Consider the following 13,714-nt stretch of genomic DNA (forward strand, 5'->3'; position numbering starts at 1 on the left):
ATCGGCCGTGGCGGTTCGCAGCAACATCGTCGGCATCGACAGCCCGGAGGCGCTGGAGAAGGCGCTGCGCGCGGCCTATTACCTCGCCGACGAGGGCCTTGCGACCGCCGCCTATCTCGGCCTCGCGCTCGGTAAGCCACTGCTGCTCGAAGGCGCACCCGGCGTCGGCAAGACGGAGGCTGCCAAAGCTATCGCCGCGGTGCTCGGCCGCCGCCTGATCCGCCTGCAATGCTACGAGGGCATCGACGCCTCTGCCGCGCTCTATGAGTGGAACTATCCGCGTCAGATGCTGGCGATACGTCAGGCCGGCGACGAGAGCATCGACATCTATGGCGAGACGTTCCTGATCGAGCGGCCGATGCTGGCGGCGCTGCGCGCACCTGATTCCACCGTGCTCCTGATCGACGAAATCGACCGCGCCGACCAGGAGTTCGAGGCCTTCCTGCTCGAATTCCTCTCCGACTTCCAGATCTCGATTCCCGAGCGTGGCACGGTCCGCGCGGCCGAGCGGCCGGTCGTCGTGCTCACCTCGAACCGGACCCGCGATCTGCACGAGGCCTTGCGCCGCCGCTGCGTCTATCACTGGATCGATTATCCGACGGCGGAGCGCGAGGCACGCATCATCATGATGCGCGCCTCCATCGTCGCCGAAACCACGGCCCGCGCCGTCGTCGCGGCCGTCGAGAGATTGCGGCGTGAACCGCTGAGCAAGGCCCCCGGCATCGCCGAAGCCGTCGACTGGGCCGAGGCCGCGACCCTCCTCAACAAGGGCGGCGCACGCTGGCCCGATGCCTTCAAGCGCTCGATCGGCGTGGCGCTGAAGGACGAAGAGGACCTGCACTTCATCGCGCCCCGGCTCGACGCCATGCTCGCGGAGGCGACCGCATGAGCAACGAGCCACAGCTCCCGCGCGCTGCCCGCACCTTTGTTTCCTTCGTCGCGCTGCTGCGCGCCAACGGCTTTGCCGTTGCACCGGAGCAGACCACTGCGTTCCTCGCCGCGATCGCGCTGCTCGGACCGCGCAAGCTCGACGACATCAGGCAATCTGCGCTCGCCACCCTCGCCCCGCCGCCCGAACGTCGCGCCACTTTCGATCGGCTGTTCGACTTGCATTTCCGCGGCAGCGAGGCGATCGAGCATGCCGAAAATGGCGAGGACGACGAGACCGTACGCCTTCAGGAGGAAGGTCGCGGCGACGAGGAGCCCCTGCTCTCCGACGATTCCAACGAGTCCGGCCTGACTGCATCGCGCACCGAGGCGCTGGTCGAGCGCCGCTTCGCGCAGCTCTCCACGACCGATGCGCTCCGACGGCTGGCACGCGAGGCCCCGCGGCGCCTGCCGCGGCGGCGCGGCCACCGCCGCATGCGGGCGCGCCGCGGCCCCTTCGCCGACCTGCGCCGCACTTTACGCGACTCTGTCCGCAGCGACGGCGAGATCCTGCGGCTCGGTCACATGAAGCGGCGGCGACGCCCGCGGAAGGTCCTGCTGCTGATCGACGTCTCCGGCTCGATGAAAAGCCGCACCGAGGAGAATATGAAACTTGCTCATGCGCTGGTGCAGGCCGCGCCCAATGTCGAGGTCTTCACCTTCGGCACGCGGCTGACCCGTGTCACCCGCGCGCTGCGGCTGAAACGGCGCGAGCAGGCGCTCAGCGCCGCGGCGCATCTGGTCAGCGACTGGGACGGCGGCACCCGGATCGGCGACGCGCTGCAGGCGTTTCTGGCGGTCCCGAGGTTCGGCGGCTACGCCCGCGGCGCCGCTGTGATCATCGTCTCCGACGGGCTCGAGCGCGGCGAGCCCGACGCCCTTCGCGACGCCGTCGCGAAATTATCGCGGCGGGCGTGGCGGCTGAGCTGGCTGACGCCGCTCGCGACAGGCCCCGCGTTCCGTCCGCAGACAGAAGCGCTGGTCGCGATCGAACGCTTCGTCGACGATCTCGTGGACGGCGGGTCGAGCGCATCGATCGTCGCCCACGTCCTGGCACTGGGAAGGAGAGCTGCGTGAACAATATTGTCGACGGCCATCATCACATCTGGCGGCAGGCCGACCTGCCCTGGCTGACCGGCCCCATGCAGTCCCGCATCTTCGGACCGTACGAGCCAATCCGGCGCGATTATCCGATCCAGGAATATCTCGACGATCTCAAGGACAGCGGCGTCATTCGTTCCGTCTATGTGCAGACCAATTGGGCGCCCGAGCATTTCGAGGAGGAGGCTGCCTGGGTGCAGCGCACGGCCGACGAACACGGCTGGCCGCACGCCATCGTCGCCTACGCCAATTTCGCGGCCGACGACGTCCGCCCGCAGCTCGACCGCCTCAAGCGCTATCCGCTGGTGCGCGGGGTGCGCATGCAGCTGCATTGGCACGAGAACCCGCTCTATCGCTTCGCAGCGCGTCCGGATCTCTGCACCGACCCGACGATCCGTCGCAACGTCGCACGTCTTTCCGATTACGGCTGGAGCTTCGATTTGCAGGTGTTCACGCCGCAGATGCCGGATGCTGCGCAGCTGGCCGAATCCTGTCCCGGCGTGACCTTCATCCTCCAGCATGCCGGCATGCTCGAGGATCTCTCGCCGGCTGGACGGGCGGCCTGGCGCGCCGGGATGGCCCGGCTCGCGAGTTGTCCGAACGTCGTCTCGAAACTGTCCGGGCTCGGCACCTTCATCCATCGCAACGATCCCGCGCATATCGCCGCCGTGCTCACTGATACCGTCGCGATCTTCGGCGCCGAGCGCTGCCTGTTCGGCTCCAATTTTCCGATCGAGAAATTATGGACCAGTTATCGCGAGCTCGTCGCAGCCTTTCGCGCGGCTGCCGCCCCGTTCAGTGCGGAGCAGCAGGATGCGATCTTCCGGACGACCGCGACGCGCGTCTATCGGCTTTGACAGACAAGAAACGAGACGGGAGGGAAACGAATGGCGCTGGAGATCAAGATCCTGGACTACGGCGATATCGAGCTGGAATCGAGCTTCCTGGTGCTCGGCCGCGACTGCGGCCGCACCCGCCGCGTCCTCACTCTCGGCTTCCTGATCCTCGGCGGCAAATATCCTGTTGTCGTCGACACCGGCTATCGCTCCAACCAGATCATGGAGACGCTGGGCATGCGGGGGCTCCAGTACCACGAGAACATGATCGAGAACCAGCTCGCGCGCCACGGCGTGCGCATGGGCGACGTCCGCTTCGTCTGCCACACCCATTTGCACATCGACCATGCCGGCAAGGACGATCTGTTCCCGATGAACACGACTGTCGTGCTCAACCGCAAGGAACTCGAATATTCCGTCTCCGGCCTGATGCATCCGCAATATCCGGCCCCCGACATCAAGCACCTGATCGACAGGCTGCACACCAAGAGCGCGCTGCGCTTCCTGGACCTCGAGATCACCGGGCCGATCGAGCTGATGCCCGGCGTCTATTGCGATGCCGCCAACGCGCACACCGAGGGCTCGATGAACATCATCGTCCACACCGCCGATGGCATCGCCACCATCTGCGGCGACGTGATCTACGACTTCAACGACCAGATCGTCACGCCTTTCCATGAGATCCACGATTGGGAGCCGCGCACCACCGGCAACCATGGCACCACCAAGCGCGCAGAAAAGGCGGCGATCAAGAAGCTGCTCAGCAATTCGCGCTACCTGCTCCCGGTCCACGACCGGCCCGCCAAGATCGAAGGCGGCAACGTCGTGGGGCGGCTGCATGATCAGGTCCCGGGCCCGATCGTGCAGTCGCTCCCCCAGCGCAACTGGTTCCCGGCTTGAGGTCGAGGATCGTCCAATGACGCATGTGACGTTGCGAAGCGAGTTCGAGACCCTGATCGACCCCTATGCGCCGGTCGCACAGATCGGCACCGGCTTCGACTTCACGGAAGGGCCCATCTGGCATCCGGTCGACCATTATCTGCTGTTCTCGGACATGCCGGCCGACGTGCGGCGGCGCTGGGATGCGCGGCGCGGCGTCGTCGAGGTCAAACGCCCGTCGAACAAATGCAACGGCATGACCTATGACGCCGAGCTCAATTTGATCGTCTGCGAGCACGCGACCTCGTCGCTGATCCGCGAACGCCCGGACGGACGGCGCGAGGTGCTGGCCTCGCATTTCGGCGGACAGGAGCTCAACAGCCCGAACGACGTCTGCGTGCACTCATCCGGCGCGATCTATTTCTCCGATCCCTGGTACGGCCGCATGCCGGTCTACGGCGTCGAGCGGCCGCGCCAGCTCGGCTTCCAGGGCGTCTACCGCGTCGTGCCGGGCGGCGAGCCGAAGCTCGTGGCCGAGCGCAATTTGTTCGACCAGCCGAACGGCCTGTCCTTCTCGCCGGACGAGAAGCTGCTTTATGTCAACGACACGGTGCAAGCCCTGATCCGTGTATTCGAAGTCAACAACGACGGCTCGCTGTCCAATGCGCGCGTGTTTGCGAGCGGCATCAAATCCGAGCTCGAACCCGGTCTGCCCGACGGCATGAAGTGCGATCAGCACGGCAATGTCTGGGTCACCGCCCCCGGCGGGGTCTGGGTCTATTCGCCGCGCGGCGAACTGCTCGGCAAGGTCCGCGTGCCCGAGCTCGTCGCCAACCTCGCCTGGGGCGGGCCGGATTTCCGCACGCTCTATCTCACCTCGACCCATTCGGTGTATGCGATCCCGACCAAGGTCGGCCCGCGGCATGAGCCCTATATGAGCGGCAGGCGCGCTGGCGGCGGAACAAGCCCGAGCTCATCGCCAGCCGCGCCTATTCTGACCGAGGGCGAGATGCGGCTCGATCCGCAACGCTGCGCCATGATCATTCAGGATCTCCAGAACGACGTCATCATGGACGGCGGCGCCTTCGCCGATTCCGGCGCGCCCGGTCACGCCAAGCAACAGCATGTCGTGGAGAATGTGCGGCGCCTGGCGGAAACCGCACGCGCCCGCGGCGTCACCATCATCCATGTCTGGTTCGTGGTCGAGCCCGGCGCACCTGGCGTCACGCTGAACGCTCCGCTGTTCGAAGGTCTCGTCGACAGCAAGGCGATGGTACGCGGGAGCTGGGGCGCTGCCCCGGTTTCAGGCCTCGAGCCCCGGCCCGGCGATTTCGTCGTCGAGAAGATGCGGATGAGCGCCTGGGAAGGCACGCGGCTGGAGACGATCCTGAAAGCGACCGGCCGCGACATGATCATCAACACGGGGGCCTGGACCAACATGTCGATCGAGCACACGGCGCGGACCGGTGCCGACAAGGGTTATTTCATGATCGTGCCCGAGGATTGCTGCTCGACCATGAATGCCGACTGGCACAATGCCTCGATCAACTTCGCGATGCAGAACGTCGCGGTCGTGACCAGGGCCGATACCGTGATCAGAGCGCTGGGATGAGCTGTGGCAAAGCTCCTGCACCTGTCCTGCTCGCCGCGCGCCGAGTCCGTCTCGACGGCCGGCGCGCGGGTCTTTCTCGACGGCTTCCGTCACGCCCGGCCGGATTGGGACGTCGATGTCGTGGACATCTGGCGCGAGCGGATGCCGGAGTTTGCGGGTCCCATCGTCGAAGCTAAATACGCGCGCATGAAGGCTCAAGCCTTCACCGAGGCGCAACGTCAGAGCTTCGCCGAGGCCGAGCGAATGGCGCTGCGCTTCTCGCTCGCCGACCGGGTGCTGATCTCGACCCCGATGTGGAACTTCGGCCTTCCCTACAAGCTCAAGCAGTGGTTCGACATCATCGTCCAGCCCGGCCTCACCTTTCGGTTCGATCCATCGCAGGGATATCTCCCGCTGCTGCAGGATCGGCCGACACTGGTCATCATCGCCAGCGGCAGCGATTTTGCCACCGGCATGAACCGCGGCCGCATCGATATGGCAACGCCCTACTTGCGGGAAATCCTGCGCTTCATCGGGATCAGCAATGTCCGCTTCGTGCTGATCGGTCCAACCACGGGACCGCAAGCGCCGATCGATGCCGCCCGCGAGCGGGCGCATCAAAGGCTCGCTGCAATGGCCGCGACCTTCTGAAGCGCTATGAGACTAGTCTTGATCGCTGCAACGAGGGAGGTGCACTCCCTCTCCCGCTTGCGGGAGAGGGTTGGGGAGAGGGTGCTTCCGCAATGGGACAATCCCCAAGAGGAGAAAGCCCTCACCCGCGCCTTCGGCGCGACCTCTCCCGCAAGCGGGAGAGGTGAACGAGCCGCTTCCATCGATTCAACCAAAGCCGTTCCGCTTTGAAGCGTGATGGCGGCGTGTCGAGCCGGATCAGATCAGGCTCGATTTGCCCCGGCTCAGCACCTGGCCCGCGCCTTTGGCGCCGACGATCCGGCCCTGGCTGCAGACCACCTGTCCCCGGGCGATCGTCGTCACCGGCCATCCCGTGACCTCGAAACCTTCCCAGGGCGTGTAATCCGCGCCGTGATGCAGATCGGCCTGCCGGATCGGCTTCTTCAACTTGGGATCCCAGAGGACGATATCGGCATCGAAGCCGACACCGATCGAGCCCTTGCGGGGGTAGAGGCCGTAGATGCGGGCGTGATTGGTCGCGGTCAGCTCGACGAATTTTTGCAACGTGATGCGGCCCTTCGAGACGCCTTCGGAGAACAGAATCGGCAGCCGCGTTTCGACGCCGGGGATGCCGTTCGGCACCCAGCGGAACGAGGTGCGGGCGTTCGGCGTCAGCTTGCCCTTGGGATCGTCGTAGCGGAACGGGCAATGATCGGACGAGAAGGTCTGGAACACACCCGACGTGATGCCTTCCCAGATCGCCTCCTGGCTCTCGACATCGCGTGGCGGCGGCGAGCAGACGTATTTCGCACCGGTGATGTCCATGTTGAGGCCCTTCATGTCGTCGGCCGTCAGCGTGATGTATTGCGGGCAGGTCTCGGCATGAACGGGCAGACCGCGCTGCTGGGCCCAGCGTACCTGCTCCATCGCCTCGCGTCCGGAGACGTGCACGATCATGATGGGAACGCCGATCACCTCGGCATGGCTGATGGCCCGGTGCGTCGCCTCGCGCTCGACCGCCTGCGGCCGTGAGGTGCCGTGATAATACGGCGCGATATGACCTTCGCGCTCCAACTTGCTGGTGAGAAAGCGGATGGCGTCGTAGCCCTCGCAATGGACCATGACCAGCGCCTCCTCGCGGCGCGCAACCTCGAACACTTCGAGCAGCTGCTTGTCGCTGAGCACGAGGTCGTCATAGGTCATGAACACCTTGAACGAGGTGTAGCCGTCCTTGACCAGGGCCGGCAGCTCCTGCCCGAGCACCACGGCAGTGGGATCGGAGATGATGAGATGGAAGGCGGTGTCGATGTAGCACTCACCTTCGGCGAGCTTGCGATAGTTCTCGACACAGTTGCGCAGCGAGGTGCCCTTCTCCTGCAGCGCGAAGGGCAGCACCATGGTGTTGCCGCCGGCCGCGGCTGCGCGCGTCGCCGAGGCAAAATCGTCGGCCATCACCACGTCGGGGCCCGAGGGCTGCGAGATGTGGACGTGGCTGTCGATGCCGCCCGGCAGCGCCAATAGGCCCGTCGCATCGATCTCGCGCGCTGCGCCCGCGATGCTATCGGCGATGCTGACGATGCGGCCGTCGCGAATGCCGATATCGGCGCGAAACTCGTCGCTGGCCGTCACGATGGTGCCGCCGCGGATGGCGAGGTCGAGCTGCGTCACTGATGTCTCCGTCACTTGATCTCTGGCATTGTCTCGAAGATCCGCCCCCATCGGGCAAGGGCCGTCACATCGCCGCCGGCGAGGCCGAGGGTCCGCCACAATGTGACCGCGACAGAATCAAGCACGGCGATGTCCAGCTCCCGCTCCAGCGTGGCCGCAACCGCTGCGCCATCGAGATTGGTGCAGAGAATGACGATCGCGTCGGCACCCTCCGCCGCTACGGCGCGGATCATATCAGCGATCGTCGCCGGCGCGACCTTGCCGAAGGAAAAGTTGTCGCGCAAGCCGAGATGCCGCTCGGCATGCGGGGCGATCCCCTCCTCGGCCCAGACGTCGGCAATGCGCCGCTGCACGTCGTCGGTATAGGGTGAGACCAGGCCGATGCGCCTCGCGCCGAGCGCACGGGCGGCATCGATGCAGGCCAGGGTCGATGTCGTCGCCGGCCCATTCGTGCGGGCCGCGATCGCCTCGCACAGGCTGCGGTCGCGGCCGATGCCGAGCCAGCTCGCGGACGTGCCATTCCAGGCGATCGCGTCGACCTTGGCATCGGCCAGCAGATCGGCCGCCGGTAGCATCACCGAGGCATCGAACTGGCTCAGCGCGGCGGCATCGAGCGCGATCTGGGTGACGCGGAAGCGAGAGAAATGCGCGGTGACGCCGGGGGTGCCCGCCAGCATGGCGCTGGTGACGGGCTCGAGCACCGAGTTGGAGGACGGCGTGATCATGCCGAGGCGCTTGCGCATGGCTGACATCGATCACAGTCGCTCCGTTGCCGCAGGGAGCATCAACGCTCCCTCGAAACGATCATCGGCATCCCCGGCGCCGTGCGCAACCCGCATTTTGCATACTGCATACAATTTGTTCGATATGCATTTGTTTTACGCCACATACGTCGCCTATTTGAGCATCGCGTTCGGCTCGGTGTGGCTAGGATGAGTTGCAAGCAGGAAGCCTCGCGTGCAGCAAAAATCCGAAACGAACCCGGCGCGAAAGTCGTCCAAGCTCAAGCGGATGGGCCTGCATGAGCGCGCCGCCGCGCGGATGCGGACGATGATCATTCGCGGCGAGCTGCCGCCGGGCTCGCAGACTCAGGAGACCAGGCTGTCGAAGGAGCTCGGCGTGTCGCGCACCCCCTTGCGCGAGGCGATGAAGGTGCTCGCGGCGGAAGGGTTGATCGAGCTCCGTCCCAACCGCAGCCCGCGCATTGCCGATATCGCGGTCGACGGCATCTCGGAATTGTTCGAGGCGCTCGCCGGAATCGAGCGGCTCGCCGCCGAGCTCGCCGCGGAACGCGCCACCGAGCGCGATCTCGTCCGCCTGCGCACGCTGCAGACCCGGATGGAGGGTCATCACCGCAGTGGCAAGCTCGACGATTATTTCGCGATCAACGGCGAAATCCACAACGCCATCGTCCGCATGGCCCGCAACACGCCGCTCCGCGAGGCGCACGAGACGCTGATCTTCCGCGCCGAGCGCGCGCGCTATCTCGCGCTCGGCGCCGACAGGCGCTGGAGCAATTCGGTCGACGAGCACGCCGACATCCTGGCCGCGCTCGAAGCGCGCGACGGCGAGGCGGCCGGACGCCTGCTCAGGGCGCACGTCGCCCGCACCGGTACGGCGCTGCTGGAAGTCCTCGCCGCCTCTCAGGCCAAGCGGCCGGCGGCGTGATCATGAAGCTGCTCCTGCTCAACCCAAACACCAGCACCGAGGTCACGCAGCTGATGCTGGGCGTCGGGCGGCGCGCCGCCTCAGAAGGCACCGAGCTGATCCCCTGCACCGCGACCCGCGGCGTGCCCTATATCGCCACGCGCACCGAGGCGCAGATCGGCGGCGCCATCGCGCTGGAGATGCTTGCGGAGCAGCACACACACGTCGACGCCGCGATCATCGCGGCCTTCGGCGATCCCGGCCTGTTCGCCGCGCGCGAGACCTTCGACATTCCCGTGGTCGGCATGGCGGAAGCCGCGATGCTGACCGCGTGCATGGCCGGACGCCGCTTTGCCATCGTCACCTTCGCGCAAGCGCTGGGGCCCTGGTACGAGGAATGCGTCCGCGCCCACGGGCTGTGGGAGCGCTGCGCCGGCATCCGCATGCTGGATACGCCGTTTCAGGCGATCTCCGAGGTCGGCACCGAGAAGGAAGACCTGCTGGTCGAGCTCGCCCGGCGCGCCATCGTCGAGGACGAGGCCGATGTGCTGATCTTTGCCGGCGCCCCGCTCTCGGGCCTTGCCGAGCGCGTTGCCGACCGGATCCCCGTCCCTGTGGTCGATCAGGTCATAGCGTCAGTGAAGCAAGCCGAGGCGCTGCATGCGCTGCATTTGCGCAAGGCCATTGCGGGCACCTTCCGCCGCCCCGCCGCTAAACCGACCACCGGCCTTGCCGATGCGCTCGCCGCCCGGCTCGAGCATCGCGACAGCTGATCAGAGAGGCGGCCGGCGATGCGAAAAACCCAGTTCGTTCTCGAGCACGCGGCCGAAGGCAAACAAGCGGGATTCGCGTCCGGGCGGCGCAATGATCTGGATGCCGAAGGGCAGCTCATTCTCCCCGCGCGGCACCGGCAGAGTCAGCACCGGGAAGCCGACGAGCGACACAATAAAGGTCACGGCGAGATAGTCGATCGGCGTCTCCAGCGCGGCCCCGTCGATGGCCGTGAAGTCGGCGATTTCATTCGGCCAGGGCAAGACGGACGCGGCCGGCGCGACCAGGAAATCGGCAGCGGTAAACAGCTCGCGAAAGCTGCGGTAGATCGCGTGCGGTGCGGCGCCGCTCGGCGTCGAGATAGTCCTGCGCGGACAGGTTTGCGCCGGCTTCGATATTCCAGATCACCGTCGGCGTCAGCTCCGCACGCCGCGTCCTCAGCAACACGCCGTAAGCGTTGGCGATGTGCGCGGCACGGAGCGTGCGGAAGGCTTCGATCGCCCCGCCGCAGTCGGGCGAGGACGGCACGACATCGGCAACAGGCGCGAACGCCTCGCACGCCGCAGCGAAACGCGCACGAGCCTCGCGCGCAACGGGCGCCACACCGAAATCGGGCGTGACGGCAATCCGAGGATGGCCGGCGATGAGGCGGTCATCATCGGCATTACCGAGCGAGAGCGGATCATTCGCATCGCTTCCGGCGCAGACCGACAACGCGAGTTCGAGATCATCGACATTGCGGGCGAGGAAGCCGTGGGTCGCCAGCATGTCCCAGCCGAGCGGCCGGCGCGGCGACGGGATGCGGCCGGGTGTCGGCCGGATCGAAGCGACGTCACAGAAGCTGGCGGGCGTGCGCACCGAGCCACCGAAATCGGTGCCCTGCGCCAGCGGCACCATGCCGGATGCGACCGCGACAGCAGAGCCGCCGGACGATCCGCCGGAGGTCAGCGCCGGATCGAACGGATTGCGTGTCGGCCCGCGCAATCTGTTGATGCAGACCGCGCCGAAGCCGAACTCCGGCGTGTTGGTTTTGCCCAGAATGATCGCGCCGGTGCGCCGCAGCCGCGCCACGACGAGATCATCCTCGGCCGGCACGTGATCGCGGAACAGCACCGATCCGTAAGTCGTCGCCAGTCCCGCAGTGTCGGTGAGGTCCTTGATCGCGATCGGCACGCCGTGCAGCGGGCCGATCGGCGCAGCGGCGGCATCGCACACCTGCGCGGCGCGGCGGGCGCCGTCCGTATCCACAGTCACGAATGCCGCCAATTGGCTGTCGAGGCTCGCAATCCGCGCAAGATGCGCTTCGACGGCCTCGCGGGAGGACACTTCGCCCCTCGCAATGGCGCGCGCGAGCTCTGTCGCGGTGAACTCGCATATCGATCGGTCCGATGTCATCGGACCACCATGCCAAAACGCTCGCCGAAAAGCGACAGGTGCGGGGCACAAGACTTGCTTTCTCCTCTGGGGCAACGGGAGGCAACACCATGGTTGATGCGCCAAGCGGCCGATCGCTCGTCGTCGACGCGGTCACCCACCGGTATCCGAGTGGCGCGCTTGCGGTCGAGAACATCAATCTCGACATCAAGGGCGGCGAGATCATCGCCCTGCTCGGCCCGTCCGGCTGCGGCAAGACAACGCTGCTGCGCATCATCGCCGGCTTCATCGCGCAGACGCAAGGGAGGATCATCATCGGCGACGACATCGTCGATGCGCTGCCGCCGAACAAGCGCGCCGTCGGCATCGTATTCCAGAACTACGCGCTGTTCCCGCACCTGTCGATCAGCGAGAACGTCGCCTACGGCCTCGCCGCCCGCGGCATCGACAAGGCGACGCGCCAGCGCGAAGCGCAGCGCCTGCTGGAGCTGGTGCAGCTGCCTGCCATGGCCGAGCGGCTGCCGCGGCAGCTCTCTGGCGGCCAGCAGCAACGCGTTGCGCTTGCCCGCGCGCTCGCGATCAAGCCGTCGATCCTGCTGCTCGACGAGCCCTTCGCTGCGCTCGACAAGAATCTGCGGCTGGACATGCAGATCGAGGTCAAGCGGCTGCAGCGCGTCTCCGGCATCACCACGCTGATCGTGACGCACGACCAGGAAGAAGCGCTGTCGATGGCCGATCGTGTCGCGGTGCTGAGCCATGGCAAGCTCGAGCAGTTCGGCTCGCCGTCGGACGTTTACGACCGCCCCCAGACGCTGTTCGTCAACACCTTCGTCGGCTCCACTAATCGCATGCCCGGTGTCGTGGTCTCGGCGGACCGCACGGCAGCGAAGGTGCGCCTCGATGCCGGCGCGGAGATCATCGCGCGTCCCGCAGGCGGTGCGCTCAGCGAGGGCGGCCGCGTCACCGTCTGCATCCGCCCCGAGCACCTGCAATTCGTCGGCGACGAGACCGGCTTTGCCGGCGTCGTCGGCATGTCGCTGCCGCTGGGCGCCACCGTCGTGCACGAGGTCACCACCGCCGACGGCTCCGGCGTCAAAGTTTCTCAGGCGCGCATCGGCGAGACGCGCGCCCTGGAGAACGGAGCTGCGGTGCGCCTCGCGCCGCTCGCCCCATCGCTCGCCAACGCCTTTCCCGCAACACTTTAGATCCAGCCTTTGTCCAGAGGGGAGTTTGTTATGATCATGAACCGCAGAAGCCTGCTGACCACGGCGCTCACGCTCGGGGCCACGAAGGCGTTTCCAGGCCTGAGCTACGCCCAGGCGCGTCCGCTGGTGTTTGCGACCTTTACCGGCAGCTGGGAGGAAGCGCACAAGGCCGTGCTGGTGCCGGCGTTCCGCAAAGCCAATGCGGACGCCGCGATGGTGCTCGATCCCATGCTCTCTGTCGACCAGATCGCCAAGGTCAACGCAGCGAAAGCAAATCCGCCGATCGACGTCATGCTGCACGATCCGGGTCCTGCCCTCGTCGCCGTCGGCCAGGATCTGGTCGAGCCCTATCCGGTCGAGAAGAGCGCCTATTACAAGGACCTGATTGCCGAGGCGCAGGAGCCGACGGGTCCCGCCCCGTTCTTCCAGGTCGTCGGCCTCACCTACAATCCGGAAGCGGTCAAGACGCCGCCGACATCGTGGACCGATCTCTGGAAGCCGGAGTTCAAGGGCCGCGTCGGCATCACCAACCTCAACTCGACGCTCGGCACCGGCTGGCTGGTCGAGATCGCCAAGATGCGCGGCGGCTCGGAGGCCAACGTCGATCCGGGCTTCAAGGCGCTGGAGGAGCTCAAGCCGAACCTCGCCGCGGTCGCCGCCAATCCCGGCGCGCTCGCGACCCTGTTCCAGCAGGGCCAGATCGACATCTCGCCCGGCAATTTCAACGCCATCCAGATCCTCAAAGCGCGTGGCGTGCCAGTCGAGTTCGTGGCACCGAAGGAAGGCGCCATCGCCTTCAAGACCACGATCCACATCGTCAAGAACTCGCCGAACCGCGAGCTCGCCTTCAAGCTGATCGAGGCGGCCTTGATGCCGGAGGTGCAGACCACGCTGATGAATCCGCCCTACCTGATTGTGCCGACCAACTCCAAGGTGACGATGGGCGGCGAGATCGCACGTGTGCTCGCCAAGGACACCGCCGAGCTGAAGAAGAAGTTCGTGTTCCAGGACTGGAAGAAGATCAACGAGCAGCGCTCGGCCTGGATCGAACGCTTCAACCGCGAGATCAAGATCTAAAACCTCGA

General features: G+C 66.2%; 14 protein-coding genes. 10 read left to right on the top strand and 4 right to left on the bottom strand.

The genetic code is table 11. The annotated features are described in order from the left end of the window. Positions 1-7 precede the first annotated feature (7 nt). From ABIA45_RS12995 to ABIA45_RS13020, 6 genes are read left to right on the top strand one after another with little or no spacing between them, the layout of a single operon-like run. Positions 8-889, top strand: a complete 882-nt coding sequence (locus ABIA45_RS12995; RefSeq protein ID WP_128262372.1) for a MoxR family ATPase — start codon at positions 8-10, stop codon at positions 887-889. After that, complete coding sequence (locus ABIA45_RS13000; protein ID WP_404541932.1) at positions 886-2,004, top strand: VWA domain-containing protein; 1,119 nt, start codon at positions 886-888, stop codon at positions 2,002-2,004. Before ABIA45_RS12995 ends, ABIA45_RS13000 begins: the two co-directional genes overlap by 4 nt. Continuing rightward, the gene (locus ABIA45_RS13005; RefSeq protein ID WP_404652290.1) at positions 2,001-2,885 is read left to right on the top strand and encodes an amidohydrolase family protein; all 885 of its coding nucleotides are present in this window, start codon (positions 2,001-2,003) and stop codon (positions 2,883-2,885) included. Before ABIA45_RS13000 ends, ABIA45_RS13005 begins: the two co-directional genes overlap by 4 nt. 30 nt (positions 2,886-2,915) lie before the next feature. Next, on the top strand, positions 2,916-3,764 hold the full coding sequence (locus tag ABIA45_RS13010; protein WP_157282405.1) for an MBL fold metallo-hydrolase: 849 nt from the start codon (positions 2,916-2,918) through the stop codon (positions 3,762-3,764). Positions 3,765-3,780: 16 nt separating this feature from the next. Further along, complete coding sequence (locus tag ABIA45_RS13015; RefSeq protein WP_404652292.1) at positions 3,781-5,355, top strand: isochorismatase family protein; 1,575 nt, start codon at positions 3,781-3,783, stop codon at positions 5,353-5,355. Positions 5,356-5,358: 3 nt separating this feature from the next. Continuing rightward, the gene (locus ABIA45_RS13020; protein WP_271540972.1) at positions 5,359-5,985 is read left to right on the top strand and encodes an FMN-dependent NADH-azoreductase; all 627 of its coding nucleotides are present in this window, start codon (positions 5,359-5,361) and stop codon (positions 5,983-5,985) included. Between the two features lie 237 nt (positions 5,986-6,222). On the opposite strand, the gene hydA is transcribed toward ABIA45_RS13020, so the two are convergent. Continuing rightward, positions 6,223-7,683 carry a dihydropyrimidinase gene (hydA, locus tag ABIA45_RS13025; protein WP_404652294.1) on the bottom strand — a complete coding sequence of 487 codons (1,461 nt, stop codon included), beginning with the start codon at positions 7,681-7,683 and terminating at the stop codon, positions 6,223-6,225. Beyond that, on the bottom strand, positions 7,644-8,384 hold the full coding sequence (locus ABIA45_RS13030) for an aspartate/glutamate racemase family protein (RefSeq protein WP_404652296.1): 741 nt from the start codon (positions 8,382-8,384) through the stop codon (positions 7,644-7,646). The genes hydA and ABIA45_RS13030 overlap by 40 nt, the downstream gene beginning before the upstream one ends. Before the next feature lie 205 nt (positions 8,385-8,589). On the opposite strand from ABIA45_RS13030, the gene ABIA45_RS13035 reads away from it, so the two are divergent. Then, complete coding sequence (locus ABIA45_RS13035) at positions 8,590-9,300, top strand: GntR family transcriptional regulator (RefSeq protein WP_271540979.1); 711 nt, start codon at positions 8,590-8,592, stop codon at positions 9,298-9,300. 2 nt (positions 9,301-9,302) lie between these two features. Next, on the top strand, positions 9,303-10,052 hold the full coding sequence (locus ABIA45_RS13040; protein ID WP_271540981.1) for an aspartate/glutamate racemase family protein: 750 nt from the start codon (positions 9,303-9,305) through the stop codon (positions 10,050-10,052). Here ABIA45_RS13040 and ABIA45_RS13045 read toward each other — a convergent pair whose 3' ends face one another. Together ABIA45_RS13045 and ABIA45_RS13050 are read right to left on the bottom strand one after the other, a co-directional pair. Further along, positions 10,053-10,412 carry an amidase family protein gene (locus tag ABIA45_RS13045; RefSeq protein ID WP_404655665.1) on the bottom strand — a complete coding sequence of 120 codons (360 nt, stop codon included), beginning with the start codon at positions 10,410-10,412 and terminating at the stop codon, positions 10,053-10,055. Next, complete coding sequence (locus tag ABIA45_RS13050; RefSeq protein ID WP_404652298.1) at positions 10,297-11,445, bottom strand: amidase; 1,149 nt, start codon at positions 11,443-11,445, stop codon at positions 10,297-10,299. Before ABIA45_RS13050 ends, ABIA45_RS13045 begins: the two co-directional genes overlap by 116 nt. A gap of 89 nt (positions 11,446-11,534) precedes the next feature. Between ABIA45_RS13050 and ABIA45_RS13055 the strand changes: the two genes are divergently transcribed. Beyond that, positions 11,535-12,629 carry an ABC transporter ATP-binding protein gene (locus ABIA45_RS13055; RefSeq protein ID WP_271511739.1) on the top strand — a complete coding sequence of 365 codons (1,095 nt, stop codon included), beginning with the start codon at positions 11,535-11,537 and terminating at the stop codon, positions 12,627-12,629. Between the two features lie 30 nt (positions 12,630-12,659). Beyond that, positions 12,660-13,706: an ABC transporter substrate-binding protein gene (locus ABIA45_RS13060; protein ID WP_271540985.1), complete on the top strand. Its 1,047-nt coding sequence runs from the start codon at positions 12,660-12,662 to the stop codon at positions 13,704-13,706. Positions 13,707-13,714 lie beyond the last annotated feature (8 nt).

The organism is Bradyrhizobium sp. USDA 336 (assembly GCF_044908355.1).
GTDB classification, from domain to species: domain Bacteria; phylum Pseudomonadota; class Alphaproteobacteria; order Rhizobiales; family Xanthobacteraceae; genus Bradyrhizobium; species Bradyrhizobium yuanmingense.

Excerpts from the sequence above, each read along its gene's own strand:
- ABIA45_RS13000 (WP_404541932.1), top strand. The coding sequence starts at position 886 with ATGAGCAACGAGCCACAGCTCCCGCGCGCTGCCCGCACCTTTGTTTCC.
- ABIA45_RS13010 (WP_157282405.1), top strand. The coding sequence starts at position 2,916 with ATGGCGCTGGAGATCAAGATCCTGGACTACGGCGATATCGAGCTGGAA.
- ABIA45_RS13015 (WP_404652292.1), top strand. The coding sequence starts at position 3,781 with ATGACGCATGTGACGTTGCGAAGCGAGTTCGAGACCCTGATCGACCCC.
- hydA (WP_404652294.1), bottom strand. The coding sequence starts at position 7,683 with ATGGGGGCGGATCTTCGAGACAATGCCAGAGATCAAGTGACGGAGACA.
- ABIA45_RS13030 (WP_404652296.1), bottom strand. The coding sequence starts at position 8,384 with ATGTCAGCCATGCGCAAGCGCCTCGGCATGATCACGCCGTCCTCCAAC.
- ABIA45_RS13040 (WP_271540981.1), top strand. The coding sequence starts at position 9,303 with ATGAAGCTGCTCCTGCTCAACCCAAACACCAGCACCGAGGTCACGCAG.
- ABIA45_RS13050 (WP_404652298.1), bottom strand. The coding sequence starts at position 11,445 with ATGACATCGGACCGATCGATATGCGAGTTCACCGCGACAGAGCTCGCG.
- ABIA45_RS13055 (WP_271511739.1), top strand. The coding sequence starts at position 11,535 with ATGGTTGATGCGCCAAGCGGCCGATCGCTCGTCGTCGACGCGGTCACC.
- ABIA45_RS13060 (WP_271540985.1), top strand. The coding sequence starts at position 12,660 with ATGATCATGAACCGCAGAAGCCTGCTGACCACGGCGCTCACGCTCGGG.